Consider the following 26,662-nt stretch of genomic DNA (forward strand, 5'->3'; position numbering starts at 1 on the left):
GCGAGGACGACGGCGACCGGCGCGACCGGTGGCAGGGCGAGGACGACGGCGACCGGCGCGACCGGTGGCAGGGCGAGGACGACGGCGACCGTGGCTCAGAGGCCGCGGAGTTTCCGCGTTCCGGACCGCCGCCGCGGCGGCGCGCCCGCCGTTTCCGGCTGGCCGCGTGGGTCGCGCTGATCATCGCCGCGGCTGTCGTCGGCGCGTCCGTGGTGTGGGTGAACGGCCCGCCCACCGAGGCCGAGCTGCGGGAGAAAGCCGGGCTGTTCGACAAGGACAGGCTCCGCATCGGCGTGAAATCCGACACCCCGGGCATCGCCCTGCAGGAGGAGGGCGGCAGGCGGGTCTACAAGGGCTTCGACATCCAGATCGCCTACATGATCGCGGCGGACCTGGGCTACCCGCCGGACAAGGTCGACTTCCTGGCCATCGAGACCGAGGACAGGGCGCGCATGCAGGCCCTGGACGACAACGGGCGCTTCATCAAGGTGGACCTCGTGGTCGCCACCTTCAGCGTGACGCCCGCCCGGAAGGCCGACCCGTCCGTCGGCTTCTCCACGCCCTACCTCTTCACCGAGCAGTCCGTGGTGACCAAGTCCGACTACCCCGGCACCATCACCTCGCTGGGACAGCTGGAGGGCAAGAAGGTCTGCACGCTCGGCACCTCCACCTCCGAGAGTGAGCTGTCCAGGGCGACCCGGGCCGTCGTCACCGGCAAGAACCTGCTCAGCGACTGCGTGCGCGGGCTCCACGACGGCGAGTTCGACGCGGTGACCACCGACGCGGCGCTCCTGGCCGGGTTCGTCGCGCAGTCGGACGGGAAGCTCCGCCACCACGACATCGCGCTGGAGAAAACCGAGATGTGGGCGGTCAACGTGGGCTCCAACCACGCGCTGCGCACCCTGGTCGACCTGGCGCTCTACCGCTCCTACGCCGACCCCCGGGACCAGCGTTGGGAGCAGGCCTACCAGACCCACATCGACCCGCTGCTCTCGGCCAGCCCCCGGGTGAACGTGGCGCAGTCGGAGCAGCCGTGCGCGCTTCCCCCGGAGGTGCGCCGGTGGCCCTGGGAGCGGACCCTCCCCGTCCAGGAGTGCCCGTCCCGGTGAAAACCGACCGGGGGCGGATCGACGCGCCAGGGGACGACGAGCGGGGCGGGGAGCCCGTCAGGGGTGACAGACGGGTCAAGGACGCGCCGAGGAACCAGGAGTGGCTGCTCGCGCTGCTGCCCGCCTTCCCCCTCGTGCTGCTGGTGATGCGGCTGTGGTACGCCAGCAGGCAGGACACCCAGACGCTGCTCCTGCTCGTGCAGACCATCAGCCCGTTGGGCATGCTGAGCGCGGTCCTGCTGACGACCGTGTGGGTCCTGCCCGCCCTCGTCCTCGGCGGGCGCCTGCTCGGCACCCTGTACTGGGTCAGCACCGGCCGCTCCTCATGGCTGGTGCGCGCCGCCGAGCGGCTGCCCGGCTGGGTCGTGCTGCTGGCCCTCGTCGTCGGGCTGTGCGCCTGGCAGCTGCGCTTCCTGCCGACGCTGGCGATGATGGCGCTGGCCGTGGCGGGCCTGACGGTGCGCGACCGGTTCCCCGGCCACGAGGAACTGCGGGCGACCGTCTGCTACGCGCTGCCGGTGATCGTGGCGGTGCTCTCCTACGCGCTGCTCTGGCCGGCCATCACCGCCGCCTTCGCCGCGCGGGACGTGGCCACCGCGATCCTGCTGACGCTCCCGCCCGGGCTCACGGTGCTGCTGACCGGCCCGGTGCCCGAGGCGCCCGCCAGAGTGCTGACCCACGGCATCGCGATCGCGATGTCGGTGCTCACGCCCTTCCTGGTCGGCGTGGTCGTCATGAAGGCGCCGATCCTCCCGATGATCGCCCTGCAGTTCGGTGACGGCGGGTCCAGGGAGGTGATCGTGGGCTACCTGGTCGCCAGCGACGACCAGATGTCCACCGTCCTCGGCCGGGAGGGCACCGTGCGCTTCATCCCGAACGACCGGCTCCAGTCCAAGGTGCTCTGCCCCGACCCGGGGGACGTGCCCAGGACCTGGGTGAACCTGCACGGCTGGTACGTCGAGCAGAGCGTGCTCTCCTGGCTCGTCCCGGCCGGGCAGCCGGGACCGGCCGACCCGCGCTGCCAGGGCCGCGTCGTCGACGACCCCACGCTCGGCTGACCGGCAACCCCGCCGGCCCGTCCGCCGCCACGTCGGCGCCGTGCCGCTCGCCCCACCGCCGCCGGGCGCAGGCCGGCCCGGTGGGGCGGCGAAGGTGGTACGGGGGTCAGGTGGAAGAACCGCGACCCCGAGGAATGCGTCACCGGCGCCCGCACGGCACGGCACCGAACGGCGGCCACGCCCCGGGGTGCCGGTCGGCCGTGTCGCCCGTGTCGTCGGCAAGCCCCAGGACACGGCAGGCCGACCGGACCAGCCGCAGAACCGCGGCCCGCTCATCACCCGTCAGTTCCGCCCCGTCCCTCCGGGACACGAACAGCGCCGGACCGTACTCGGACACGGAACCTCCAAACGCCGATGAATTCGGACGATCCCCGGATGGCGCAGGTCCGCGGGGACGGGACGCGACCGGGGGAAGCCGCGGAGACCGGTCCGGGGCGCGTGACCGGGGACCACGGAGACCATCCAGAGTACGTGGCCAGGGGGAGTCGCGAAGTCCGGCGGAAGAGGATGAACGACGAGAACGCACCCGAGCCGGGCGGGCCCCGTAGGCCCTGTCCGGGGGATCGCCGAGCGGACTACTGACGGTAGTCCTCGACCTCTTCGATCGGGCGGGGGGCCGCCGCGTCGGGGTCGTCGCCGAACTCGCGGCGCGCCCGGCGCTGCCTGAGCAGGTCCCACGCCTGGTCGAGGGCCTCCTCGAGGTTCTTGATCCGGTTGTTCTCCTCGTGGGAGGAGATCGAGTGCGCGGCGAGCCGCCGCCGGAGGTCGCGCTCCTCGGCGATGAGCTCGTTGATGTGCGTGAGGATGTCGCGGTCCTTCATGGTCCCTCCCACTGTCGGGGTCCTTTTGGACTGTATCGAATCGGCGACTGACCGCTCCGACGCGGACCGGGTCCGCCGCGGCCCACCGTGCCCGGCCCATCCGTTTCCCGCCCGGAAGTCGTGTCTGACCTGCGTGGACACCCTTCGTGGCCGGGTGCGCGGAGACCCCATGTCCCGCGATGTGAGACCGAGGTCCGAGCATCCGGACACGTCTGCTAACGTGCTATGCATGCTGCGCGGGCTGCTTCTTAGCTGCCGCGACGAGGGCCTGTAGAGGCCGGCTCCCTCGTCGCGGAGCGAGCCATGCGCGTCGGCCACGATTGTTTTTCCCCAGTCGAGGAGCCTTTGCATGTATCCGCAGCAGCAGCCCAGCCCCATGCCGTTCCACCGCTACCGGCCGTTCACCCCGGTCAGGCTGACCGACCGCACCTGGCCCGACAAGGTCATCGAGAAGGCCCCCCGGTGGTGCGCGGTCGACCTGCGTGACGGCAACCAGGCGCTGATCGACCCGATGGACTCCCACCGCAAGCTCAAGATGTTCGAGCTGCTGGTGAAGATGGGCTACAAGGAGATCGAGGTCGGCTTCCCGGCCGCCTCCCAGACCGACTTCGACTTCGTACGGCAGATCATCGAAGAGGGCCTGATCCCCGACGACGTCGTCATCCAGGTCCTGACCCAGGCCAGGGCCGAGCTGATCGAGCGGACCTTCGAGTCGCTGCGCGGGGCCAAGCAGGCCATCGTGCACCTGTACAACTCCACCTCCACCCTCCAGCGCCGGGTCGTCTTCGGCCAGGACCGCGAGGGCATCACCGCGATCGCGGTCGAGGGCGCCCGGCTCTGCAAGAAGCTGGCCGCCGAGATGGACGACACGGAGATCTACTTCCAGTACTCCCCGGAGTCCTTCACCGGCACCGAGCTGGAGTACGCCGTCGAGGTCTGCAACGCCGTCAACGACGTCTGGCAGCCCACCCCCGAGCGCAAGGTGATCGTCAACCTGCCCGCCACCGTCGAGATGGCCACGCCCAACGTCTACGCCGACCAGATCGAGTGGATGAACCGGCACCTGGCCTACCGCGACTCGATCGTGCTGTCCCTGCACCCGCACAACGACCGGGGCACCGCCGTGGCCGCCGCCGAGCTGGGCTACATGGCCGGGGCCGACCGGATCGAGGGCTGCCTGTTCGGCAACGGCGAGCGCACCGGCAACGTATGCCTGGTCACGCTGGGCATGAACCTCTTCTCCCAGGGCATCGACCCCGAGGTCGACATCTCCGACATCGATGAGATCCGCCGGGTCACCGAGTACTGCAACCAGCTGCCCGTCCACCCGCGCCACCCGTGGGGCGGCGAGCTGGTGTACACCGCCTTCTCCGGTTCCCACCAGGACGCCATCAAGAAGGGCTTCGAGCACCTGGAGCGCGACGCGGCCGCCGCGGGCGTCCCGGTCGACGACTTCACCTGGGAGGTGCCGTACCTGCCGATCGACCCCAAGGACATCGGCCGCACCTACGAGGCGGTCATCCGGGTCAACAGCCAGTCCGGCAAGGGCGGGGTCGCCTACATCATGAAGGCCGACCACCACCTGGACCTGCCGCGCCGCCTGCAGATCGAGTTCTCCCGCACCGTCCAGGCCCGCACCGACGCCTCCGGTGGCGAGGTCACGCCGGAGCACATGTGGGAGATCTTCACCGACGAGTACCTGCCCAACCCGGCCAGCCCGTGGGGCCGCCTGGGCCTGCTCGCCCACCGCACCACCTCCCGGGGCGACGGCAAGGACGCCATCGGCGCCGACCTGCGCGTCGAGGGTGAGATCCGTGAGGTCGAGGGCGTCGGCAACGGTCCCATCTCCGCCTTCTGCCACGCCCTGACCAAGGTCGGCGTCGAGGTACGCGTGCTCGACTACGCCGAGCACGCCATGAGCGCCGGCACCGACGCCAAGGCCGCCTCCTACGTCGAGTGCGAGATCGGCGGTCAGAGCCTCTGGGGCGTCGGCATCGACGCCAACACCACCACCGCCGCGCTCAAGGCCGTCATCTCCGCCGTCAACCGCGCCGGCCGCTAGCGGCCGGTCGACCGCACCGGCGGCCGTCAACCGTACCGGCCGCCGGGGCCGTCGACCACGCCGACCACCGGCCGCCGACGGGCCGCCAGCCGCACCGGCCGCCGGTGGAACCACGACCTGCCGGACCTGCCCCGCTCACCGGGCACGACCTGCCCATCGAGCATGGCCCGCGCCACCTCGGCACAACCTGCCGTCCCGGCGCCCGGCGATCGCCCACCGGGCACCCGCGCCGCCCACGAGGCACCCGCGCCGCCCACGAGGCACCCGCGTCGCCCATCCGACCGCGCCCGTGCGAACCCGCACGGGCGCGGTCGCGTCATGTCCGGGGAACCGCCCTATTTCTGGCCGGGCAGGCGGGCCGAGGCCTTGCGTGCGCTCACCGACCGCGAACGCACCGTGCTGGCCATGATGGCCGAAGGCCGCTCCAACGCCGCGATCGCCGGCGCCCTGTTCCTGTCGTACGGGTCGGTGGAGAAACACGTCACGCAGATCTTCGCCAGACTCGGCCTGTCTGCCTCGCAGAGCGACCACCGCCGGGTGCTCGCCGTCCTGCGCTACCTGGAGTCGTGACTGCCGCTGTTGATCCTGTCCGTAGGGCTTGTGATCGCTTGAGGGATCTTGTGCCGACCTGTCGGGACATTGGGATTCTCTGGACCGCTTCATCTTGCTGTCTCCTCGCCGCCGCCCGCCTTCAGGCACGTCCCGGACGGGTTCCCCGGTCGTAAACTGGGGGAAGTCCCAGGCCGGCGCGCCTGTACGGGGTGTCTGAGCCGTCTTCGGCGGCGAAGCGCGCGCCCGGGGCAGGACGGGGGTGAGACGCTGATGAGCGAGCAGCTTTCGGACGAGGTCCTCTCCGTTGCGGAGCGGGCGACCATGCGCGACCTTCTGATGGCCGATCGCGAGAGCACAGTGATCGAGATCGCGGCGCTGACGCGCGACTGGGACGACATCGTGGAGTCGTCGGTGCTGATGGCGGCCGACGACGAGCAGGACCCGGAGGTGGCGGCGATCGCCTTCGAGCGGGCCCATATCCAGGCCCTCCTCGGCCAGATCCGCAACCATCTCGACGACCTCGACGAGATGATCGAGCGGCTGGACAAGGGCACCTACGGTGTGTGCGAGCGCTGTGGGCGGCCCATCGCGTTCGAGCGCCTGCAGGCGCGCCCGGTCGCGCGGACCTGTATCGGGTGCGCGGCCCGCAGGAGGTGAGGCGGGCCTCCCGGACCGCTTCCGGAGGCGAGTCTCCCGAACCGCTTCCTTCCCCGCGCGGGGGTTGCGCCCACGGGCGTGACCGGCGCGGGGCAGGCCCGGGGACGTGACCGGCGCAGCATCGCCAATCGCCCACAACCGGGCGAAAAGCGGAGGGGCGCAGACTACCGCCTCATGCGGGTTCCAGTCATACTCCAGCACAGCCTCGTCGAATGCGGGGCCGCCTGTCTTGCGATGATCCTCGGCGCGCACGGGCACCATACCTCCGTGCGCGTCCTGGCCGAGGAGATGGGCATCGGCCGGGACGGCGTCAGCGCGCTCACCCTGGTGCGCGTCGCGCGGGCGCGTGGGCTGATCACCCGCGCGCTCTCCCTGCCGGCGGCGCACGTGCCCGAGATCGCCCTGCCGGCTGTCGCCTACTGGCAGGCCAGGCACTTCGTGGTGGTGGAGCGGGCGGTCAGGGGACAGATCACGATCGTCGACCCGGGCGCCGGGCGGCTCAGGCTCACCCAGGAGGAGTTCGCGCGGGACTACAGCGGCGTGATCCTCACGTTCGCCCCCGGCCCGGACCTTCGGCGGGGCCGCTTCGGTGAACGGCGATCCTGGTGGTCGCGCTACGTCCGCTCCAGCGTGCTGAACCACCGGGGCGTCCTGGCCGTCCTGGTGCTGCTCAGTCTCATCCTGCAGGGGCTCGGTCTCGTCCTGCCCGCCGCCACCGAGAGCATCGTGGACCAGGTGCTGGGGCGCGGGGAGATCGACCTGTTGCCCCTGCTGGGACTGGCCGCGATCACGGCGGTGCTCGCCCATCTCGCGGCAGGAGGGCTGCGGGCCTGGGCGCTGGTGGTGCTGCGGGCCCGGGCCGATACCGCCCTGCTCGACGATCTGGCCAGGCGGCTGCTCGCCCTGCCGTTCCGCTTCTTCGCCCACCGGGGCTCGGCCGACCTGGTCGCGCGGATCGCCGGAGCCGGCCTGCTGCGTGACATCCTCACCGGCCAGGTGTTGTCGGCCCTGCTCGACGCCCCCCTCGCCATCGGTTATCTGGTCGCGATCACCGTACGGTCGCCGCTGCTCGGCGGGGTGCTCGTCGTCCTGGCGGGGGCCCAGCTCCTCGTGCTCCTCCTCTCCCGGCAGCGGATCCGCGACCTGGTCCACCGCGAGCACGAGGCGCGCAACGACGCGCAGGGACAGCTCATCGAGTCCGTCAAGGGGATCGAGACGATCAAGTCGTCCGGAGCGGAGTCCCAGGTTCTGGAACGGTGGACGCGTCTGCTGGGCGTCCAGATGCAGTGGGTGCGGCGGAGCACGTTCGCCCAGGGCATGCAGGACACCGCGCTGGCGGCGCTGAGGTTCGCCACCCCGCTGACGCTGCTGTGGGCCGGCGCGTGGCAGGTGGTGGAGCACCGGCTCACCGCGGGCGCCATGCTCGGCGTGCTGGCCCTGGCCGCCGCGGCCCTGGCGCCGCTGACCTCGCTGGCCGGCAGCCTGCGGAGTCTTCAGACCGCCCGCGCCCAGGCCGAGCGGCTCGCCGACATCTGGGAGACCGCCCCTGAGACCGGTCCCGACGACGCGGCGGGTGACGAGGGCAAGGCCCCGCGCTCCTCCGCCACGACCGCGGTCGCCGGCCGTCGCGGTGCCGGAGCGCGGTGGAGCGGGATAGAGCTGAGGGGCGTCGGCTTCCGGTACGCGCCCGAAAGCCCGTGGATCGTCCGCGGCATCGAGCTGCGCATCACCCCCGGTCAGAAGGTCGCGCTGGTCGGCAGGTCCGGGTCCGGCAAGACCACCCTCGCGCGGCTGCTGCTGGGGCTGTTTCCGCCGGTCGAGGGAGAGATCCTCTACGACGGGGTGCCGGTGTCCCGCCTGGATCCGGGGTGGCTGCGCCGCCGCTTCGGGGTGGTCACCCAGGAGCCCGCCCTGTTCACCGGCTCGATCGCGGACAACATCGCGCTGGGGAGCCCCACCGCCTCCCCGGAGCAGGTGGAGGAGGCCGCCCGGCTGGCCTGCGTCCACGACGACATCGCCGCCATGCCGCTGGGGTATCACACCCTGCTCACCGAGGGCGCGGGCCTGTCCGGCGGTCAGCGCCAGCGCATCGCCCTGGCCAGGGCGATCCTGGCCCGGCCGGAGATCCTGCTGCTGGACGAGGCCACCAGCCACCTCGACACCGATACCGAGGCGGCGCTGAGCGCGAACCTCGGCACCCTCCCCCAGACGCGGATCGTGATCGCCCACCGGCTGAGCACGATCAGAGACGCCGACCTGATCCTGGTGCTGGACGGCGGCCGGATCGTCGAGAGCGGCGCGCACGACACGCTGGTCGGCTCGGACGGCCTGTACGCGAGCCTCACCCGGGCGCAACTCCCGGCAAGTCCCTGACAGGTCTCACATGCAAAGCACAAGCGAAGATCCGCAACATTGGTCAAGAGATCGCTTTCTCACAAGGAAAGGAGGAACGTTCCATGAACGCGAAGCCGCGTACTGAGATCGGGGACATCGCCCCGGTCGGCATGGAGCTGGACGAGAGCGCGCTGAGCAGCATCAGCGGCGGCCAGGAGCCCGTGATGGTGACGGCCGAGTACTTCGACCCGCCCGGCGTCTGCTACGGCGACTGACGAGCGTCCGCTCGCGTAACCGGTCGTGCCCACCGCCTCGTCCGAGGGACGGCGGGCACGACCGGTGTTCACCGGGCGCGGGCACGCGCCGTCCCCGCGCCCGGTGACCCCGCCGCCTCGAGTCCGGAGCGGTCCGCCGCCCGCGGTGACCCAACCGCGCGCAGGCCCGCTCCGCAAGGAGATCCGTGTCACCCCCGCATGTTCTCGTCCTCACCCGTGACAACGACCCGCACGCCGACCGCGTCCGGCACCTGCTGGCCGGACGCGGCGCCCGCACCACCGTCTTCGACAACCGGGACTACCTCACCCGGGCCCACGTCGAGCTGGCGTACACCGCTCGCGGGCTCGCCCGGCGGCTGCTGCACACCGAGTCCGGCACGCTCGACCTGGACTCGCTGACCGCGCTGTGGTGGCGGCGTCCGATGCCGCCGGAGGCCCACCCGGCGATCACCGACCCGTCGGTGGCCGCCTACACCGCCCAGGAGAGCGTGAACCTGATCACCGACCTCTGGGAGCATCTGCCGTGCCGTGCGCTGCCCGCACGGGAGTCGGTGGTCCGGCGGGCCGCGCACAAACCGTCCCAGCTCATGCTGGCCGCCGAGCTGGGGTTCGAGATCCCGGAGACGCTGATCGCGACCCAGGCGGACGCCCTGTGGGACTTTCACAACCGCCATGACGGGCACATCATCGCCAAGCCCATGGGCACACCCTGGGTGGAGAGCCTCGCGGGGGGCCACACGGTCATCCGCAAGTGCGATTTCGTCTCGGCCCGCGATCTGGCGTACGCGGAGGCGCTGCGGTTCTGCCCGGTCATCGTGCAGCAGTATGTGCCCAAACGGCTGGAACTCCGGGTCACCGTCGTCGGCCGGCGGGTGTTCGCGGCGGAGATCCACTCTCAGAGCAGCAACCGGTCGCAGGTGGACTGGCGCCGGTACGACTTCGGGGTGACACCGTACGGCGTGCACCGGCTTCCGGATGAGGTGGCCCGCCGGTGCCTGGCGATGACGGACCGTCTCGGCCTCGCTTTCGGAGCCTTCGACCTGGTCCTGACCCCGGACGGCCGGTACGTGTTCTTGGAGATCAACCCCAACGGGCAGTGGTTGTGGATCGAGGAGCTGACCGGTCTGCCGATCAGCGAGGCGGTCTGCGACCTGCTGCTGGAAGGAGCCTGACATGTCGCCGACGGTGCCCCCCGATCTCCTCGACGACGCCTTGGCGTGGCTGCGCGGGCTGGAGGGCGTGTCGCCGGAGCACGCGAAGGAGCGGCTGGCGGACCTGCGCGCCCGGTCCCCGGAGACGAGGATGCGGCTGCTGTGGCAGCGTGAGGCCGCCACCGGCGAGTACCACTACGACCTGCTGTTCCTCTCGCCCGAGGGGAGCGTCTCACTGGCCTTCGCGCCGGACCGGGTGATCCCGTGGCCGCTGCGGGGAAGCCAGCGCTCCGGCGAGCAGCTCGTCCTGCGCGTCAACGGCGTCGACATGACGATGGAGCGGGCCGTCTCGGTCCTCGACGTGCTGTGGGAGGACACCGGCCTCGCCAGGCGGTTGGTGAACGCCGCCCTGGTCGAACAGGCCCTGGCCACCCGGCAGACGAACCTGTCCGCCGACCGGCTCCAGCAGGCCATGGACGCCTTCCGCCGGGCACGGGGACTGCTGACCGCCGAGGCGACGCGGCGGTGGATGACCGAGCGTGGTGTGAGCCATGCCCGCCTGGAGGAGATCGTGGCGAGCGAGGCCGCCGTGGCCGACCTGCGCCGCGAGGTGGTCGAAGGGCGGGTGGAGGACTTCTTCGCCGCCCACCGGGAGGAGTTCGACCGGCTGCGCGTGGTCAGGCTGCGATACGCGGACCGTGATCGCGCCGACGCCGCAGCCGGGACCCTGCGGAACGGGGTGACGGAGAAGGACCCCGTCGCGCTGGCAGTGGGGGAGGTGCTGGCGGGCGTGGCCACCTGCCGGATGGAGGCGAACGGCAGGGACGAACTGGTCGCGCTCTTCGGCGCCCGGGCGGCGGAGGCGCGGACCGGTCAGGTGCTCGGACCCGCGGGGCTCCCGGACGGCGGCTTCTGCGTCGCGCATGTGCTGGCCGTGGAACCGGCCGTGCTCGACGAGGTGACCCGCGGGCTCGTCGAGCGGCGGATCTTCGAGGGCTGGCTGGCGGAGCAACGACGACACGCCCACATGGAGTGGTTCTGGGGCAGCCGGGTCCGCACCGACGAGATCACCGCTGACCTGCGTACCTGACACGGAACCCGCCGGGAACGTCCTCCGCGTCCGTGCCCCGCGCCCCGGTGAGCCGTACGTCTCCGGCGGCCGGGACGGGGCCGCCCGTCGCGGGGGAACGCGGTGCGTGGTTGCCGCGTCCTATGTGAGCGCGGTGCGGTGGGCGGCGCCCGGCACACCGCGTCTGGCGCGGCGGCGGGCATGGAGAGGGCACAGCGTGACCGGACAGCGGGGCAACTGGGCGGGCAACATCACCTACGGGGCCGCGCGGTTCCACCGCCCCGGCAGTGTCGGCGAGCTGCAGGAGCTGGTCGCGGGGAGCCGGGCCGTACGGGCGCTCGGCACGCGGCACTCCTTCAACGAGATCGCCGACTGCCCCGGCGGCGACGCCGTCTCGCTGGACGGCCTGCCCGGGGCGCCGGAGCTCGACCCCGCGCACGGCACGGTCACGGTCGGCGCCGGAACGCGCTACGGCGAGCTGAGCCGGTGGCTGCACGGTGAGGGATACGCCCTGCGCAACCTCGGCTCGCTGCCGCACATCTCGGTCGCCGGTGCCTGCGCCACGGCCACCCACGGTTCCGGCGACGCCAACGGCAACCTGGCGACCGCGGTGTCCGCCGTCGAACTGGTCACCGCGGACGGCGAACTCGCCGTTCTCAGCCGGGAGAAGGACGGCGACCGCTTCGCCGGGGCGGTGGTCGCCCTCGGCGCGCTGGGCGTCGTCACCCGGCTCACCCTGGACGTGGTCCCGGCCTTCGACGTGCGGCAGTACGTCTACGAGAACCTGCCGTGGGAGCGCCTGGAGGAGCACTTCGAGGAGATCATGTCCGCCGCGTACAGCGTGAGCCTGTTCACCGGCTGGCGCGACCGGGTGATCGACCAGGTGTGGGTGAAACGGCGCGAGGGCGACCCCGGGGCGTGGGAGCCCGCGCCCCGCTGGCTGGACGCCACCGCGGCCACGGCCGACCTGCACCCGCTGCCGGGCATGCCCGCCGTCAACTGCACCGCCCAGCTCGGCGTGCCCGGCCCGTGGTACGACCGGCTGCCGCACTTCCGCCTGGACTTCACCCCCAGCAGCGGGGAGGAGCTGCAGTCGGAGTACCTGCTGCCGCGCCGTCACGCGGTCGCCGCGCTCCACGCGCTGGACGGGGTCAGGGACGTCATGGCCCCGGTCCTGCAGGTCTCGGAGATCCGTACCGTCGCGGCGGACGACCTGTGGCTGAGCCCCGCCTACCGGGAGGACGTCGTGGGCGTCCACTTCACCTGGAAGAAGGACTGGCCGGCGGTGCGCCGGGTGCTCGGCGCGGTCGAGGAGGCCCTGGAGCCCTTCGAGGCGCGTCCCCACTGGGGCAAGCTCTTCACGATGAGCCCCGAGCGAGTGCGCTCCCTGTACGGGCGGCTGCCCGACTTCCGGGAGCTGACCGGCGAGTACGACCCCGCCGGGAAGTTCCGCAACCCGTTCGTCGACGAGGTCTTCTTCGCCGGAGAGCGTCCCGCCTGAGGGCCGCTCGTGCTCGGGTCACGTCGCTCCCGATATCCGGCGTGACCTGCTGAGCGGCGTCCGGCGGCCTGCCGGAGGGGCCGACGGATTCCGGGACGGGCCAGCGGATTCCGGGACGGGGCGGCGCCGGACGGGGTGGTCCCGGTGGGACAGCGCCGGGACGCGGCGGTGCCGGGAGACCCGGGGGACAGTGCGGGATGCGGCGGCGTCGGGGCGGAGTGACGCCGATCTCACCATGGGTGTTGGCCAGGTCCCGGCGCCGTCGCATAAAGTGTTTTACGGATAAAACACTTCTTAAACTTTCCCGTACGGAGATCATGAACGAGCGATCAGGCACTCGTGTGCATCCGCTGCCGCTGAAGGGGGTGTTCCGGCTCGGCCGGTGGGGCGACATCTGGCACAAACACGCGCTCAGCGCGGTCGTCGCCCTGGCCGTCCCCGACCTGATCCTGCTCGCCATGGGCCGTCTGGACCTGGCGGTCTACACCTCCGCCGGGGCGATGTGCGCCCTGTACGCACACGGCCTGCCGTACCGGGCCCGGGCCCGCGCGCTGCTCGGGGTGATACTGGGCATGATCGCGAGCGTGGGCGTGGCGCTCACCGCGGCCGCCCTCACCCGGTTCGCCGTCGTCCTGGTCGTCGTGTCCGCGGTGCTGGCCGCCCTGCACAAGGTGGCGTGCGACGCCACCCGGATCGGCCCGCCCGGGAACCTGATCTTCACCTTCATGGCGGCGGCGTGCGCCTTCGTGCCCCAGCGGCTCGCCGAGGTGCCCTTCCACCTGGCGCTCGCGGCGGTGGGCGCGGTCATCGCGTGGCTGGTCTGCATGGCCCCCGCGATCGTCCGGCCCGACGGTCCCCAGCGCATCGCCGTCGCCCGCGCCCTGGAGGCGGTCGTGCGGCTCCCGCGCGCCGGTGCCGACACCGCCGTCGCCACCGCCGTCGACGCCGATGGTGACGTCGGCGCCAACACCGGCGCCAACACCGGCACCGATTCCGGCACCGATTCCGGTGCTGTGCTCCGCGCCCGCCACGCCGCCGCCGCGGCGGTGAACGCCGCCTGGCACACCATCCTCCTCGTGCCCCCGAGCCCGGACCGCGGCGCACTGGAACGCCTTCTGGTGCACGCCGAGGAGTTCCTCGCGACCGGGGCCGTCGCGGACGCCGACCGGTTCGCCGGCTGGGCCGCGGACCTGCGCCGGAACCGGCCACTGCCCGAGACGGACCTCACCGAGGCCGAGGCCGCCGAGCTGGCGGGCGTGGCGGTGGAACGGGCCGCGTGGGGCGGCCGGCCGGGCCTCCTGAGCGCCTTCCACCCGTCCTCCCCGCTGTTCCCGATCGGGGTCCGCGTCGCCGCCGGGTCCGCTCTCGCGGGGCTGGTCTCGATGGCGGCCGGGGTCGGTCACCCCTACTGGGCGATCGTGACCGCGGCCGCCGTCTTCCAGGCCAACGCCACGCTGTCCTGGCAGCGAGCGCTGCAGCGCGTGCTCGGCAACCTCGCGGGACTTCTCCTGTTCGTGGTCCTGCTGCCGATCAGCCGCATCGGGCAACTCGCGCTGGTGCTGCTCGTGCTGCTCCTCCAGTTCGCCACCGAGGCGTTGATCACCCGCAACTACTGGCTCGGCACCGTGTGCGTGACGCCGATGGCCCTCCTGCTGACCGAGTTCCCCGGCTACCAGCCCGCCGGGCAGATGATCACCGATCGCTGGCTGGACACCTGCGTGGGCGTCGCGGCGGGACTGCTCGGCTGCCTGCTGGTGACCAACCGCCGCACCGCCGACCGGATCGACGCCGCGCTCGGGCGGGTGGCCGCCGCGCAGGATCGGGCGGAGCGCCTGCCGGAGGCCGGTCCCGCCGGTCCGGGTGAGGCGTTCCAGGCCCGCAGCCTGCTCGTCGCCGCCCTGGTGGAGCTCCGGGAGGCCACCGAGATCGCCGCAGGGGAGTGGTGGCGGGACACGCCGCCCGAGGAACGGATCGCCCGCGCCGAGCGGCGGGGCCATCGGACGCTCGCACGACTGGCCGAGCCCGTGCGCGATAGAGTCGGCTCCCGGCCGGTGGGCGGGTGAGGGGGCCGGTGGGCATGACGCCGGTTCGCGATGCCGGTCCCGACCGATGGGCGGGTGAGGGGGCCGGTGGGTATGGCGCCGGTTCCGGCCGGCGGACAGGTGAGGGAAGCAGGGGCGCGGAAGACGTGGAGGACGTGGAGGACATCGTCGCGCGGGTGATGCGCCAGTGGCAGCGCATCCACCCGGAGCTGGACACCGCGCCGATGGCCGTGATCGGCCGCCTCAACCGCTGTTTCCTGCTGATCCAGCAGGCCACCGACGCGCCGCTGCGCAGGCACGGCCTGACCCGGCCCGAGTTCGACGTCCTCGGTGCCCTGCGGCGGCTGGACCGGGAGCTCACCCCCGGCGAGATCGCCCGCGAGACCTTCGCCTCCGGGGCCGCCGTCACCAAGCGGCTACGGCTCCTGGAGGAGCGCGGGCTGGTGACGCGCCGCCCCGACGACCGCGACCGGCGGGTCAGCCACCTCTCGCTCACCGACGAGGGCCGCGCGCTCATGGACCGGATACTCCCCGAGCAGGTGAGCTACGACGGGTCGCTGCTGGCGGGCCTGGACGAGGAGCGGCGGCGCGAACTGGCGGACCTGCTCGGCGAACTGCTGCTCCGCCTGGAAGGGCAGCTGGGCGCCCACCGCTTCTGACCGTCCCGGGGCCGGGGCGGTCCGGCGGCCGGGCAGGCCAGGGCCGGGCAGGCCGAGGCCCGAGCAGCCGAGGTCGGGCAGGTCGAGGTCGGACGGATCTCGTCCGCCCCTTGCCTGCCTCTCGCCCGCTCCTCGTCCGCTTCGCGCTGCGACTGAACGCGCCTTGCGCCGACCCCGCAACTTACACACTCCATCGCAGCAAGAATCCATGTAAGAGTCGTACATATAAAGCAAGATTGCGAAACTGTTTCGCAGGAGCCTTGTGGAACGGGGTTCGGGGGTCCTACTGTCGCCTCACCCGCACGGCGTCCGCTCCGCCCGGGCGCCGTGCGGGTGTTCACCCCCCGAGAGAAACGAGCATCCGATGTCACGGAGCATCACGGGAGCCATGACGAGGTGGTCCGGCAGGCCACCGCGGGCGGCCGCAACGGTGATCGCGGTGGTGACCGCGGCCGCCGTCGGCCTCGGCGCCGTGCCCGGCGGTCCGGCCCTCGCCGACACGGGCGCGGCCGGCGCCCCGCCCCCCGTTGTGACGCGCGCCGCCCTCGACCCGTCGCTCGTCGCGGGACGGGGCGCCGCCGTCGCCTTCGCCGAGCAGGAGGCGGAGAACGCCGCGACGAACGGCACGATCATCGGCCCGGACCGCTCCGCGTACACGCTGCCGGCGGAGGCGTCCGGCCGTAAGGCGGTCAGGCTGACGCCGGGACAGCACGTGGAGTTCACGCTGCCGAGCAAGGCCAACGCGATCACCGTGCGTTACGGCATCCCGGACGCGCCCGGCGGGGGCGGCATCACCGCGCCGCTCGACGTCACGGTGAACGGCAGGGCCAAGAGGACCATGACCCTCACGTCGCAGTACGCGTGGCTGTACAACCAGTATCCGTTCTCGAACGACCCGAACGCCGACCTGCTCCACCCCGACTGGTGGATCACCGAGTGCGCCTGCGTACCCGCCACCACGACGCCGCCCCCGGTGATCGCGAAGCCGTTCCGCCCGAACCACTTCTACGACGAGCAGCGCCTCCTGCTCGGCCGGACGTACCGGGCGGGCGACAGGGTACGGCTCACGGTCCCCGCCGGGAGCAACGCCGCGTGGACGGTCATCGACCTGCTCGACTCGGAGCTCGTCGGCCCGCCGCGCGTCACCCTCGCCGCGGCCAACGTGCTGGCGTTCGGCGCCGACCCGTCCGGCAGGCGCGACTCCGCCGACGCGTTCGACAGGGCGATCGCCTTCGCGCAGCGCAAGCGCCTCAAGGTCTACATCCCGCCGGGCACGTACCAGGTGAACCGCCACATCATCGTCGACAACGTGACGATCGAGGGCGCCGGCAACTGGTACACGATCATCAAGGGGCGCGAGGTCGCCCTCGACACCCCGGCCCCCGACGGCTCGGTGCACACCGGTGTCGGCTTCTACGGCAAGGACGCGTCGGCCGGCGGCAGCAGGAACGTCCACCTGTCCGGCTTCGCGATCGAGGGCGACGTCCGCGAGCGCATCGACACCGACCAGGTGAACGGCATCGGTGGGGCGATGAGCGACTCGACCATCGACGGCCTCCACATCCGGCACACCAAGGTGGGCATGTGGTTCGACGGGCCGATGACGAACCTGCGGATCACGAACAACGTCATCGTCGACCAGATCGCCGACGCCATCAACTTCCACACCGGCGTCACGAACTCGGTCGTGTCCAACAACTTCGTCCGCAACACGGGCGACGACGGCCTCGCCATGTGGTCCGAGAAGACCGCGAACGCCGGCAACACGTTCGACCGCAACACCGTGCAGACGCCGGTGCTCGCGAACGGCATCGCCGTCTACGGCGGCAGGGACAACACGATCTCCAACAACCTCGTCGCCGACCCGATCCGTGAGGGCAGCGCCATCCAGGTCGGGTCCCGGTTCGGCGCCGAGCCGTTCGCCGGGCACCTGCGGATCGAGAACAACACCACGGTCCGGGCCGGCACGTACGAGCTGAACTGGAAGATCGGCCTGGGTGCCATCTGGTTCTACGCGCTGGAGAAGGACATCGACGCGGACATCCAGGTGGTCGGGGACCACTACCTCGACAACACCTACAACGCGATCATGCTGGTCAGCGAGTGGTCGGTGAAGGACCTGTACGCGATCGAGAACGTCCGGTTCAAGGACATCAGGGTCGACGGCACGGGCACCTCGGTGGTCAGCGCCCGGGTGAAGGGGACCGCGTCCTTCGAGAACGTGGACGCCCGCCACGTCGGCGCGGTCGGCGTCAACAACTGCGGCTCGTTCGGCTTCCCGCCCACCGGCTCGGAGTTCTCACTGACGGACCTGGGCGGCAACGACGGGGGCGGCACCACCGGGCCGTGGCTCGCCCCGTGGATGCTGCCGAACACCGTCACCTGCGACGACCGCCCGCCGGTCGTCGCACCACCGGCGCCGTCCCCGTGGTGACACCTCACCGGGACGCGTTCCGGGCGGTGTCGATCCGCCTGGTCGGCTGTCCGGGAAAACCCGGGCAGCCCGGCCGTGCGGTGGCCGGGGCCGGGACTACTTCACCAGGTACCCGCCGTGCGCGGCCGCGCGCTCGTTGAAGTCGGCGAACTCCTCCAGCCATTCGACCACGTCCTTGGTCGGGGGCGCGTCGTCGAGGAAGGACAGCGTGTCGCCGGGCACGTGATGCTCCACGGCCAGGCGCAGGCGCGACGCGATGAAGCGTGCCTCCTCGGCGGTGATGTGCCAGCCGTCGTTGGACTGGAACTTCGCCATGTCCACACTCTGCTCGTTCGGCTCCAGCCCTTCGACCTTCAGCGCTTGCTCCAGACCTGGCGCGGTGATCGCGCCGGCTTCCAGCATGATCAACCGGATGTACCCCATCATCCAGCCGTTGAAGTTGCACCAGTCGTGGGGCGCCTTCTTGAATTCGAACATATATCCCATTGCGGCACCTTAGCAGGTTCCGGGCGGGGAAGGATCTTGGCTGTTGCGCGGTGCCGGGGGCGTGCCGGAGGTGTGAAGGGCTTCCTCTCGCCGCCCCTCGACTGACCGCCCGGATCGGCGGTCAGTCGAAGGCGCCGCTCTTCACGGCGCCGAGGAAGGCGTTCCACTCGCCGGGGCCGAAGACCAGGACGGGGCCGTGGGGGTCCTTGCTGTCGCGGACACCCCTGCGACCGCCGGACAGGCTGGCGACCTCTACGCAGTTGCCGCCGTTGCTACCCGAACGGGAAGACTTGATCCATGGGGCCGTCCTCAGCTCTCGGGTCAGCTCGTCCATCGCCGTATCGTCTCCTTGATCAATTCCAAGGATTCGCGCTGGGGCAGTGCTTCGGAGCGAATCCCCTCGTATCTGAATATTAGAGTTTTAACGGTTTCCACCCAATCGGTTACCTGGGCGTTGGAGGCCGCTTCGACATAGGCGGTGTCAGGAGTTCCGTGCGTTTGCGCGATGGCAAAACCTCCCAGGAGGCCGGTTGTGGAGTAGGCCCTGACGGGGAGAACTTGGATCGTGATTCGAGGAGCCTGACCGGCCTCGAGAAGGCGCTCCAGTTGAGCCGCCATCACGGCGGGGCTGCCGATCGGACGGTGGAGAACACCTTCGTCCATGACCACCCAGAGCATCGGGGGCTTGGGGCGCCTGAGAATCGACTGGCGTTCCATCCGCGCGGTCACCTGCTCCTCGACCTGTTCCGGTGACACCCCGGGTTCGCCTTGCAGCATGGCCCGCGCGTAATCCTCCGTCTGGAGCAGGCCCGGCACGATCAGCGGCTCCCACGTGCGCAGCGCCTCCGCCGTCGCCTCCACGTCGAGCCACGGCCGGAACCAGGGTGGGGCCGAGGCGTGGCTGACCATCGGCCAGAGCCGCATCAACGCCCCCTCCGCCTCCAAAGCCTCGTCGCAGTGCCGGGCGAACTCCTCCGAGGGCGACCGTTTCGCGGTCTCGATCATGCTGATCGTCCCCACGGAGTAGGGCACGGCCCGCGACAGCCGGATCTGGGACCAGCCCCGGGCCTTGCGGTGCCGCCGCAGCTCGAAGCCGAAGAGGGCGGTCGGCGAATCGGAGGGGCATAGATCGCTTTCCTTCGGCATCCGGCCTCCCGGGGGAATCGGAGTTTCAGTTGGGCTTTCATCGAACTGTTGATGGCGAATCGAAGTCGATCGACTACTTAATGTAGCCGCAATCTGCGATGGTCGAGAGGTCGATCGGGGATTGTTTCGTCGAGTAGGTGAAGCCATGAAAACGGCGAGTCCGGGGCCGAGGATCGTCGGCCGGACCGATCTGCCCAGCACCCGTGAATCCGTCTCGCGCGCCCGTGCCAAAGTGCGTGGCTGGCTCGGTGACAGCCACCCCGCGATCGACGACGTCGTGCTGGTGACCTCGGAACTGGTGACGAACGCGATCAGGCATTCCGACGCCCGAACCGGTGATTTCATCGGTCTCACGGTCACCGCGACAGCGGACGTCGTCCAGGTGGAGGTCAGAGACCCGGGTTCGCTGTTCTCCGGGCCTCACGTCCGGAAAGAGGAGGAGGCCGAAGACGGCCGGGGGCTGTTGATCGTCCGCGAGGTCTCCCTGGCATGGGGGACACGCGACCACGGCCGGGGCCTGGGCCGCACGGTCTGGTGCGCCCTCCGGGCCACCCCGCTCCCGGCCGATCCGGAGTCCCCGGCCGACCTGGACCTCGTCCCCGAAGCGGCCCCCGAGTAGGGGAAGGGCCTCGCGGAACTTGTCGGATTCCGGCCGGAGCCTGCCCGTAATCCGGCCGGAGGAGTTCCTCGATGAGACCCGTTCCAGTCCCATCGGGGCCGCCATTCCCGAGGGCCTTTCCCCGAAGGTCCGGTGGTGTGCCGGGGTCCTTTCCTCTGAGGTCCGGCGGTGTCGTCAGGACGCGGGAACCATGCCGCGGTCGATGGCCTCCTGGCGGAGGCGTTTCAGCGGGATCGCGGCACCGTCGCGTTCGATCCGCCAGACGTCCCAGCCGGCGCACGCCTTGGTCCCGGCGACCGCCGCACCGGCGGCGGACAGGGAGTGGAAGGGCTGGCCGGTCTCCAGCCTGATCACTCCCTTCTCCTCGATGGTGGCGAAGTGGACCTCGCCCTTGACCGTCCGGAAGATCTTGGCGTTCGGCGGTATCAGGCCGAACGTGATCAGATCGACGACCTCGACACCGTAGCGGCGGCGGGCCGCGGGCCGTTCGGCGGGGACGTCGATCACCGGCAGCCGGAAGCCGAGCCTGGCCGGGTTCCAGATCTCTTCGCAGAGGAGCCGGTAGAGGTTCTGCCGCAGCTCGATCTCCCGTACGCCGAACTCCGGGCAGGGCTGGAACGCCCTGTCCAGGCCCGACGCTCTGAGGTACTTGGTGAACGGCGTGTTCCGCAGGCGGCTCTTGGGGTGCAGGGAGGCCGCGAGCCTGTTCTCGGCGTAGTAGTGCTCAAGCTTGCGCTCGTAGGGGTCGTCCCGGAAGCTCGCGTTGACGGACTTGGGCAGGAGCAGCAGGGCGCCGAGGCGGTTGCGCCGGAGGTAGAACTCCGCGGTGGTCTCGACGACGGCGCGATACCGCTCGAAGCGGTTGGCCCAGATGTGCTCGATCTCGTAGTCGCGGCCTCCCTGGAGGAACTCGTACTCGTGGTCTCCTCCCTCGCAGGCGCGCTGGACGTGGGCGGTCATGCGCGCGAGCAGGTAGCGGACCAGGCGGCGGTTGTTCGCCCGGAGTCCCAGGGAGAGGATCTCGCGGAAGTCGTACTCGATGAGGGAGGTCTCCCGGCCGAGGACCGTGGCGACCTCGTCGGCCGTCCGGCAGATCCGCAGGAGGGGGATCAGCCGCTGGACGATCTGGTCGAGGTCGCGGCGCTGCACCGGGAGGTTGTTGACGCACCGGCGTACGTAGACGAGGTCGAGGAAGGCCGCCGCCATCGAGCACTTCTCGATGAAGACCGCGTCGGAGTCGTCGGATGAGACGACGGAGAGCAGGAAGGTGAACTGGTCGTCGACGCCGTTGTACCCGTTGAAGAAGACGGCGGCGAGGTCGGGCCGGTACTCCCGGCGGGCGCGGAGCAGCACGCGGTAGCGCTCGGACACCTTCGTGAGCCTCTCGACGAACTCCCGGGCGCCCGCCGGGCGGTCGAGGCCGAGCTGGACCTCGTTGCGCAGGATCCATTCGTGGGCCGCCCGCCCGATCTCGGCGGCGTCCGAGGAGGTCTCGTCGAAGTGCGCGTACCGCGCCGTCAGGAAGGATCGGACGTAGGCGCTGGGCGTACCGGCCTCGGGGGAGTCGGCTTCCGCGGTGGCGAGGCGGGCCAGCATGTCCGCCCAGGACCTGCCCAGTTCCTCGCGCACCCGCGGGCTGACCCGCCGGAAGAGGTGCCCCTTCAGCAGGTCCACGTGGCTCAGCCGGAGTCCCCGGTCGTTCATGGACACGAAGATCTCGCGCCCGTTCTCCTGGTCGAGGGCCCGGATGCCGACCATGCACACCCGGTCGAGCAGCCACCGGACGAAGGGGACCAGGGCCTCGCCGCGCAGCCGCTCGGGGAAGTCCTCGTCGATCTCCCTGCTCCGGTCGTGGAGGTTCCGCACGGAGACGTGGGCGTCCTCGGGGAGCGTGAACCCCTTGAGACCGTTCCAATCGCTGACCAGGGAGTTGAGCAGCTGCGCGCGAGCCAGTTCCTCGGAGCTGCCGACCTTGAAGCTCCGCTTGCCGTGCCGCGCCGTGTAGGTGAGCCCCTCCAACTCGTCGGCGTAGATCCAGTTCTCCTGGTCGAGTAGGAGCTGCCGGAGATAGATCAGCAGGAGATGGAGCGTCGTGACACGTTGCTGGCCGTCGACGAGGAAGGTGCGGCCGTCGCTCTCGTGGTAGACGTAGGGGCCGAGGAAGTACGGGGCGTAGTGGCCGACCTCGTCGCCCTCCCGGATGGGATCCCACTGGTCGAGGAAGCGCTGGCTGAGGTCGTCGATCAGCGTGCCGACCTCGTGCCGGGTCCAGGTGTATTCCCGCTGGTAGTAGTCCAGCGCGAAGGAATTTCGCTCGAAGAGCGTGCGAACCGTTACACCTTCGCCGTGAATAGGACTGTCCACCATGAACTCGGATACGCCTCTCGCCTGTGGGATGCCGCTCTGAGGGCCGGTTCATTCTCGTCTATCACGCCGGACATGGAAACGGTGAGAATCCACCGAAGTCACGGTTCCCCGCCGCGAATGGCTCGTTTTGGGATTTGATTCGCGTTCCGGGTGCCACCAGGCTGGACGGCGGGCACGACTCTTTCATATATGAAAGAGTCGTGCCACGATCCGGCTCGCGGGACAGGTCAGACCGGCAGGCCGATGATCTGGGCGTGGCAGCGCATGGCGTGGTCGAAGGCCGCGGCGCGGTCCAGGATCGCGTTGTTGAACTGGCCGAACAGCTCGAAGCTGACCCAGCCGAACAGGCCGGTCCAGGCGATGACGGCGCGGACGATCACGTCGTCGGGGGCACCGGGGATCATCTCGCGTATCCGGGCGGCGTCCTCACTGAAGGAGGGCGGGGCGGGCGGGCAGGGGGCCGGCGGGTTCAGGGCCCCGGCGCGGAGGGCGTCGGAGACGATCCGGCCGTAGACGAGGGTGTCGCGGACGGCCGCGGGGACGGTGTCCTGCGGTGCCTGGTAGCCGGGAACAGGCGAGCCGTACAGCAGGGCGTACTCGTGGGGGCGCGCCAGCGCCCAGTCGCGTACGGCGTGGCAGACCGCCAGCCACCTGCCGGTGTGGTCCTCGCGGGGGAGGGCGGCGTCGGCCCGTTCCACGGCCTCGCCGAGCGCGTTGTAGCCGTCGATGATCAGGGCGGTGAGCAGGTCGTCCCGCGACGGGAAGTAACGGTAGATCGCGGAGGAGACCATGCCCATCTCCCGGGCGACCGCGCGCAGTGAGAGCCCCGTCGCGCCCTCGACGGCCAGCTGCCTGCGCGCGACGTCGGTGATCTCGCGGGTCAGTTCCGCCCTGACGCGCTCCCGTGCGGTGCGGCTCGAACTCATGGCCCGACCCTACCAGAGCGATGAAAAGAAAAGAGAGCACTGCTCTTGACGGACGATGCTCTTTGAAGAGAGCATTGCTCTCGAACGAGAACGGCAATCTCCGAGGAGTGCCCATGGTGTCGCTGGCCAAGAACGTCAACCTCCTGGTGACGTTCCTGCTGGAGCTGGGCGTGCTGGCCTCGGCCGGCATCTGGGGCTTCACGGCAGGGCAGACCTGGCCGGTGAGGCTGCTCCTCGGGCTCGGCGGGCCCGCGCTGTTCGTCGCGGTCTGGGCGGTCTTCGGCGCGGCCAACGACCCGGTGATCCCGCTTACCGGGTTCGCCCGGGTGGTCCTGGAAGTCCTGTGGTTCGGTGGCGGCGCCACGGCCCTGGTCGCGGCGGGCCGGGTCGTCCCCGGAGTCGCCTTCGCCGCGGTCTTCGTCGTCAACGCCGTCCTGCGGATCGTCTGGAAGCAGTGACCCGCACCGGGCGGCGCCCCGGCAGGCAAACCGCACCGGGCGGCGTCCCGGCAGGCAAACCGCACCGGGCGGCGTCCCGGAAAGCGGTCCCCTCAACGTAGTGGAAGGAAGAACAACCATGGCCAAGCACGTCATCGCGGGAGCGGGGCAGATCGGCACCCACCTCGCCAGGATTCTCGCCGGGCAGGGACACGAGGTGGTCCTGGTCAGCCGGTCGGGATCGGGGCCCGAACTGCCCGGGATCCGCAAGGTCGCCGCCGACGCGGCCGACCGGGAGCGGATGACCGGCCTGGCCCGGGACGCCGCCGTCCTCTACAACTGCGTCAACCCGCCCTACCACCGCTGGGCGAGCGACTGGCCGCCGATGGCGGACTCACTGCTGGCGACCGCCGAGGCCACCGGCGCCGGATACGTCATCCTCGGCAACCTCTACGTCTACGCCGCCCCTGACGCGCCGATGAAGGAGGACGACCCGCTCACCCCGCCCAGCGCCAAGGGCGCGATCCGCGTCCGCCTCTGGCAGGACGCCCTGGCCGCGCACCGGGCCGGCCGGGTCCGGGTGACCGAGGTGCGCGCGTCCGACTACTTCGGGCCGGGCTGCCTCGACCAGTCGCACCTGGGGGAGAGGTTCGTCCCCAAGCTTCTGTCCGGCAGGTCCGCCCGCTTCGCGGGTGACCCCGCCCAGCCGCACAGCTGGACGTACGCGCCCGACGTCGCGCGGGCCCTGGCCGTGGTGGGGGAGGACGAGCGCGCCTGGGGACGGGCCTGGCACGTCCCGACGGACGACCCGATGACGGTGCGCGAGATCACCGAGCGCCTGTGCGCGCTCGCCGGCGTGCCGAACCCCGGGGTCAAGGCCATGCCCCACTGGCTTCTGCGCACCGCGGGCGTGTTCTCGCCGTTCATCGGTGAGTTGGAGGAGCTGCGCTACCAGTTCGTACGCCCCTTCGTCCTCGACTCCACCGACTTCCGGTCCACCTTCGGGATGGAGCCGACCCCGATGGACGAGGCACTGGCCGCGACGGTCGCGTGGTGGCGCGAGCGCCTGGCGGTGGCGGCCTGAACGGCGGGCGGTACGGCGGGTGGTCGCGCGGCCGGGGTGATCTCCAATGATCTACAAGCTGTTCACAAGTTCCTGACTCTAGCCTCGGCCGTTGTACGAGGTCCTCACGCGCTCCCGCCGGAGTGGCGTGCGGGCCGGACGAACAACCGGACGACGGGGCTGTCTGACGGGGAGCGCGGCGGACCGTCGCGCCCGCCGCGCCCGTCGCGGGAGACGCCGGAGAAACGGGGGACGGGCGTTGGACGAGCCGCTCAGCCGGTATCGGGAGGCGGTCGCCCTCCACCGGGAAGGTTCGGAAACCGACCCGGGGGAGCACCTGCCGCTCCTGGCCGGGGCCCTGGCCGGCCTGTGCGGGGCGCTGATCGAGCTGAGGCGGCTCGACGAGGCGCTATCCGCCGTTCAGGAGTCCGTCGCGGTTCTCCGGCGGCTGGCCGAGACGGACCGCAGCCGGTACGCGATCAAGCTCGCCCCCGCCCTGTCCCAGTCGGCCGCGCTGCTGTCGGCCCTGGACCGGGACGAGGAGGCCGTGCTCGTGTGGGAGGAAACCGCCGCCCTCTGCCGGGAGCTGGCGGACGTCCTCGTCTACCCGGACGATCCCCGGTCTCTGGTGCTGGGCGCCCTGGGCTCGGCGCTGTACGAGCTGGGGTCGGTGCTGGCCCGCCTGGGCCGGTACGACGAGGCCGTGTCCGCGCTGGGAGAGGCCGCCGACGTCCAGCGGAGCCTGGTCGCGGCCGACCCGGAGGAGCATCTGCCTGATCTGGCCGGATCTCTGGACAAGCTCAAGGCGGTGCTCGTGGAACGGGGCCGGGGCGGTGAGACCCTGCCCGTGGCCGAGGAGGCCGTCGCCGTCCACCGCTGGTTGGCCGAGATCGCCCCCGACCGGCACGCTTTCGCACTCGCCCGCGCCGTGGGCGACATGGGGGTGGAGCTCGCGAAGGCGGACCGCCTCGACGAGGCCGTACCCCTGCTCCAGGAGGCCGTCGACTCCTACGGCGAGGTGCCGGCCGCCCAGCACGGCCCGCAGGCCCGCGCCACCGGGGAGATCAAGGGTGCGACGCTGGCCGTCCTGGGCATGACCCTGCGCCGTCTGGGACGGCTCGACGAGGCCGTTCACGCGCTGTGGAGGGCCGTCGACGTCCAGCGGGAGCTGGCCGCCGCCGACCCCGAACGCTTCGCGCCGCCCCTGATGGGCACCCTGAACAAGCTCGGCAAGGCGCTCTCGGCGCAGGACCGGCGCGACGACGCCCTGTCCGCGTTCCGCGAGGCCGCCCGCCTCGGCAAGGAACTGGCCGAGGCCGACGCCGGACGCTTCCTGCCGGACTACGCCTCCTCCCTGATCGACCTGGGGGTGGCGCTCGCGAAGGTGCGACAGTTCGACGACGCCGAGACCGTGGCGAGAACGGCCGTCTCCATGTACCGGGGCCTGACCCGGATCGACCCGGGACGTTTCCTCCCCGGCCTGGCCGACGCCCTGGGCTGCCTGGAGGCGATGTACGTGGAACTGGGGCGTCTCGACGAGGTCCTGCCCGTGCAGGAGGAGGGCGTCGCCGTCCACTGGGAACTCGTCAAGGCGGACACCGGCCGTTTCCTGCCCGACCTGGCCCGGTGCCTGTTCAACCACGGCGCGCTGCACAGCCATCTCGGCCGGCCCGGTGACGCCGTGCCCGTGCTGGAGAAGGCCGTCTGGGCGTACCGGCAGCTGTTCTCCCACCGGCCCACGGATCACACGGACGACTATCTGCGTGCGCTCCGCCACTTCGCCGACTGCCTGACCGCGGTCGGCAAGCACGACGTCGCCGCCCAGGTGCGGGAGGAGCTGGCGACGTTCGGGGCGAGCTGAGCACCGGCCCGGTGGTTCGTCATGTTTTGTGTG

Annotated in this window: 25 protein-coding genes; 17 read left to right on the forward strand and 8 right to left on the reverse strand. The window is 71.1% G+C overall.

From position 1 onward, the window contains the following. The coding region (locus ABD841_RS06270) for a transporter substrate-binding domain-containing protein (protein ID WP_344968761.1) at positions 1-1,109 on the forward strand (1,109 nt) is incomplete at its 5' end. Then, on the forward strand, positions 1,106-2,167 hold the full coding sequence (locus ABD841_RS06275; RefSeq protein WP_344968762.1) for a hypothetical protein: 1,062 nt from the start codon (positions 1,106-1,108) through the stop codon (positions 2,165-2,167). The genes ABD841_RS06270 and ABD841_RS06275, both read left to right, overlap by 4 nt. Positions 2,168-2,306: 139 nt before the next feature. On the opposite strand, the gene ABD841_RS06280 is transcribed toward ABD841_RS06275, so the two are convergent. Both ABD841_RS06280 and ABD841_RS06285 read right to left on the reverse strand, forming a co-directional pair. After that, positions 2,307-2,504 (reverse strand): hypothetical protein, encoded by a 198-nt coding sequence (locus ABD841_RS06280; protein ID WP_344968764.1) that lies wholly within the window; start codon positions 2,502-2,504, stop codon positions 2,307-2,309. 238 nt (positions 2,505-2,742) lie between these two features. Beyond that, entirely contained in the window at positions 2,743-2,988 is a 246-nt protein-coding gene (locus ABD841_RS06285) for a DUF2630 family protein (RefSeq protein ID WP_344968765.1), read from the reverse strand. A gap of 349 nt (positions 2,989-3,337) precedes the next feature. On the opposite strand from ABD841_RS06285, the gene leuA reads away from it, so the two are divergent. Then, positions 3,338-5,050, forward strand: coding sequence for a 2-isopropylmalate synthase (gene leuA / locus ABD841_RS06290; RefSeq protein WP_344968766.1), 1,713 nt, complete (start codon positions 3,338-3,340; stop codon positions 5,048-5,050). 26 nt (positions 5,051-5,076) lie between these two features. Here leuA and ABD841_RS06295 read toward each other — a convergent pair whose 3' ends face one another. Then, positions 5,077-5,214, reverse strand: a complete 138-nt coding sequence (locus ABD841_RS06295; protein ID WP_344968768.1) for a hypothetical protein — start codon at positions 5,212-5,214, stop codon at positions 5,077-5,079. 154 nt (positions 5,215-5,368) lie between these two features. On the opposite strand from ABD841_RS06295, the gene ABD841_RS06300 reads away from it, so the two are divergent. The 10 genes from ABD841_RS06300 (at position 5,369) to ABD841_RS06345 (ending at position 17,724) form a co-directional block, all read left to right on the forward strand. Beyond that, positions 5,369-5,620: a response regulator transcription factor gene (locus ABD841_RS06300; protein WP_344968769.1), complete on the forward strand. Its 252-nt coding sequence runs from the start codon at positions 5,369-5,371 to the stop codon at positions 5,618-5,620. Positions 5,621-5,872: 252 nt separating this feature from the next. Next, positions 5,873-6,259, forward strand: coding sequence for a TraR/DksA family transcriptional regulator (locus tag ABD841_RS06305; RefSeq protein WP_344968770.1), 387 nt, complete (start codon positions 5,873-5,875; stop codon positions 6,257-6,259). Positions 6,260-6,433: 174 nt separating this feature from the next. After that, the gene (locus tag ABD841_RS06310; protein ID WP_344968772.1) at positions 6,434-8,632 is read left to right on the forward strand and encodes a peptidase domain-containing ABC transporter; all 2,199 of its coding nucleotides are present in this window, start codon (positions 6,434-6,436) and stop codon (positions 8,630-8,632) included. A gap of 83 nt (positions 8,633-8,715) precedes the next feature. Continuing rightward, complete coding sequence (locus tag ABD841_RS06315; protein WP_344968774.1) at positions 8,716-8,868, forward strand: hypothetical protein; 153 nt, start codon at positions 8,716-8,718, stop codon at positions 8,866-8,868. Between the two features lie 185 nt (positions 8,869-9,053). Beyond that, positions 9,054-10,040: an MvdC/MvdD family ATP grasp protein gene (locus tag ABD841_RS06320; RefSeq protein ID WP_344968775.1), complete on the forward strand. Its 987-nt coding sequence runs from the start codon at positions 9,054-9,056 to the stop codon at positions 10,038-10,040. A 1-nt stretch (position 10,041) separates the two neighbouring features. Next, on the forward strand, positions 10,042-11,109 hold the full coding sequence (locus ABD841_RS06325) for a TIGR04500 family putative peptide maturation system protein (protein ID WP_344968777.1): 1,068 nt from the start codon (positions 10,042-10,044) through the stop codon (positions 11,107-11,109). Between the two features lie 196 nt (positions 11,110-11,305). Next, a complete protein-coding gene (locus tag ABD841_RS06330) occupies positions 11,306-12,589 on the forward strand; it encodes an FAD-binding protein (protein ID WP_344968779.1) in 1,284 nt (427 codons plus the stop codon). Between the two features lie 317 nt (positions 12,590-12,906). Continuing rightward, positions 12,907-14,652, forward strand: coding sequence for an FUSC family protein (locus ABD841_RS06335; RefSeq protein ID WP_344968781.1), 1,746 nt, complete (start codon positions 12,907-12,909; stop codon positions 14,650-14,652). Between the two features lie 134 nt (positions 14,653-14,786). Next, positions 14,787-15,290, forward strand: a complete 504-nt coding sequence (locus ABD841_RS06340; protein WP_344968783.1) for a MarR family winged helix-turn-helix transcriptional regulator — start codon at positions 14,787-14,789, stop codon at positions 15,288-15,290. A gap of 388 nt (positions 15,291-15,678) precedes the next feature. Beyond that, positions 15,679-17,724, forward strand: a complete 2,046-nt coding sequence (locus ABD841_RS06345) for a glycosyl hydrolase family 28-related protein (protein WP_344968785.1) — start codon at positions 15,679-15,681, stop codon at positions 17,722-17,724. Between the two features lie 96 nt (positions 17,725-17,820). Here the strand turns inward: ABD841_RS06345 and ABD841_RS06350 are convergent, their stop codons facing one another. The 3 genes from ABD841_RS06350 to ABD841_RS06360 form a co-directional block, all read right to left on the reverse strand. Next, a complete protein-coding gene (locus tag ABD841_RS06350; RefSeq protein ID WP_344968787.1) occupies positions 17,821-18,201 on the reverse strand; it encodes a hypothetical protein in 381 nt (126 codons plus the stop codon). 130 nt (positions 18,202-18,331) lie between these two features. Continuing rightward, positions 18,332-18,544 carry a DUF397 domain-containing protein gene (locus ABD841_RS06355; protein WP_344968789.1) on the reverse strand — a complete coding sequence of 71 codons (213 nt, stop codon included), beginning with the start codon at positions 18,542-18,544 and terminating at the stop codon, positions 18,332-18,334. After that, the gene (locus ABD841_RS06360; RefSeq protein WP_344968791.1) at positions 18,532-19,356 is read right to left on the reverse strand and encodes a helix-turn-helix domain-containing protein; all 825 of its coding nucleotides are present in this window, start codon (positions 19,354-19,356) and stop codon (positions 18,532-18,534) included. The genes ABD841_RS06355 and ABD841_RS06360 overlap by 13 nt, the downstream gene beginning before the upstream one ends. A gap of 145 nt (positions 19,357-19,501) precedes the next feature. Between ABD841_RS06360 and ABD841_RS06365 the strand changes: the two genes are divergently transcribed. Beyond that, the gene (locus tag ABD841_RS06365; RefSeq protein ID WP_344968793.1) at positions 19,502-19,975 is read left to right on the forward strand and encodes an ATP-binding protein; all 474 of its coding nucleotides are present in this window, start codon (positions 19,502-19,504) and stop codon (positions 19,973-19,975) included. Positions 19,976-20,149: 174 nt separating this feature from the next. On the opposite strand, the gene ABD841_RS06370 is transcribed toward ABD841_RS06365, so the two are convergent. Together ABD841_RS06370 and ABD841_RS06375 are read right to left on the reverse strand one after the other, a co-directional pair. Continuing rightward, positions 20,150-22,342 (reverse strand): GmrSD restriction endonuclease domain-containing protein, encoded by a 2,193-nt coding sequence (locus ABD841_RS06370; protein ID WP_344968795.1) that lies wholly within the window; start codon positions 22,340-22,342, stop codon positions 20,150-20,152. 227 nt (positions 22,343-22,569) lie between these two features. Further along, positions 22,570-23,268, reverse strand: a complete 699-nt coding sequence (locus tag ABD841_RS06375; protein ID WP_344968797.1) for a TetR/AcrR family transcriptional regulator — start codon at positions 23,266-23,268, stop codon at positions 22,570-22,572. Between the two features lie 113 nt (positions 23,269-23,381). Between ABD841_RS06375 and ABD841_RS06380 the strand changes: the two genes are divergently transcribed. The 3 genes from ABD841_RS06380 to ABD841_RS06390 all read left to right on the forward strand — a co-directional run bounded on the left by ABD841_RS06380 (position 23,382) and on the right by ABD841_RS06390 (position 26,629). After that, positions 23,382-23,726 (forward strand): YrdB family protein, encoded by a 345-nt coding sequence (locus tag ABD841_RS06380; RefSeq protein WP_344968799.1) that lies wholly within the window; start codon positions 23,382-23,384, stop codon positions 23,724-23,726. A gap of 118 nt (positions 23,727-23,844) precedes the next feature. Beyond that, positions 23,845-24,789 (forward strand): NAD-dependent epimerase/dehydratase family protein, encoded by a 945-nt coding sequence (locus ABD841_RS06385; protein ID WP_344968801.1) that lies wholly within the window; start codon positions 23,845-23,847, stop codon positions 24,787-24,789. A gap of 238 nt (positions 24,790-25,027) precedes the next feature. Beyond that, entirely contained in the window at positions 25,028-26,629 is a 1,602-nt protein-coding gene (locus tag ABD841_RS06390; protein ID WP_344968803.1) for a tetratricopeptide repeat protein, read from the forward strand. Positions 26,630-26,662: the final 33 nt, after the last annotated feature.

Origin of the sequence: Streptosporangium fragile (genome assembly GCF_039534445.1) — a bacterium.
Taxonomy (GTDB): Bacteria; Actinomycetota; Actinomycetes; order Streptosporangiales; family Streptosporangiaceae; genus Streptosporangium; species Streptosporangium fragile.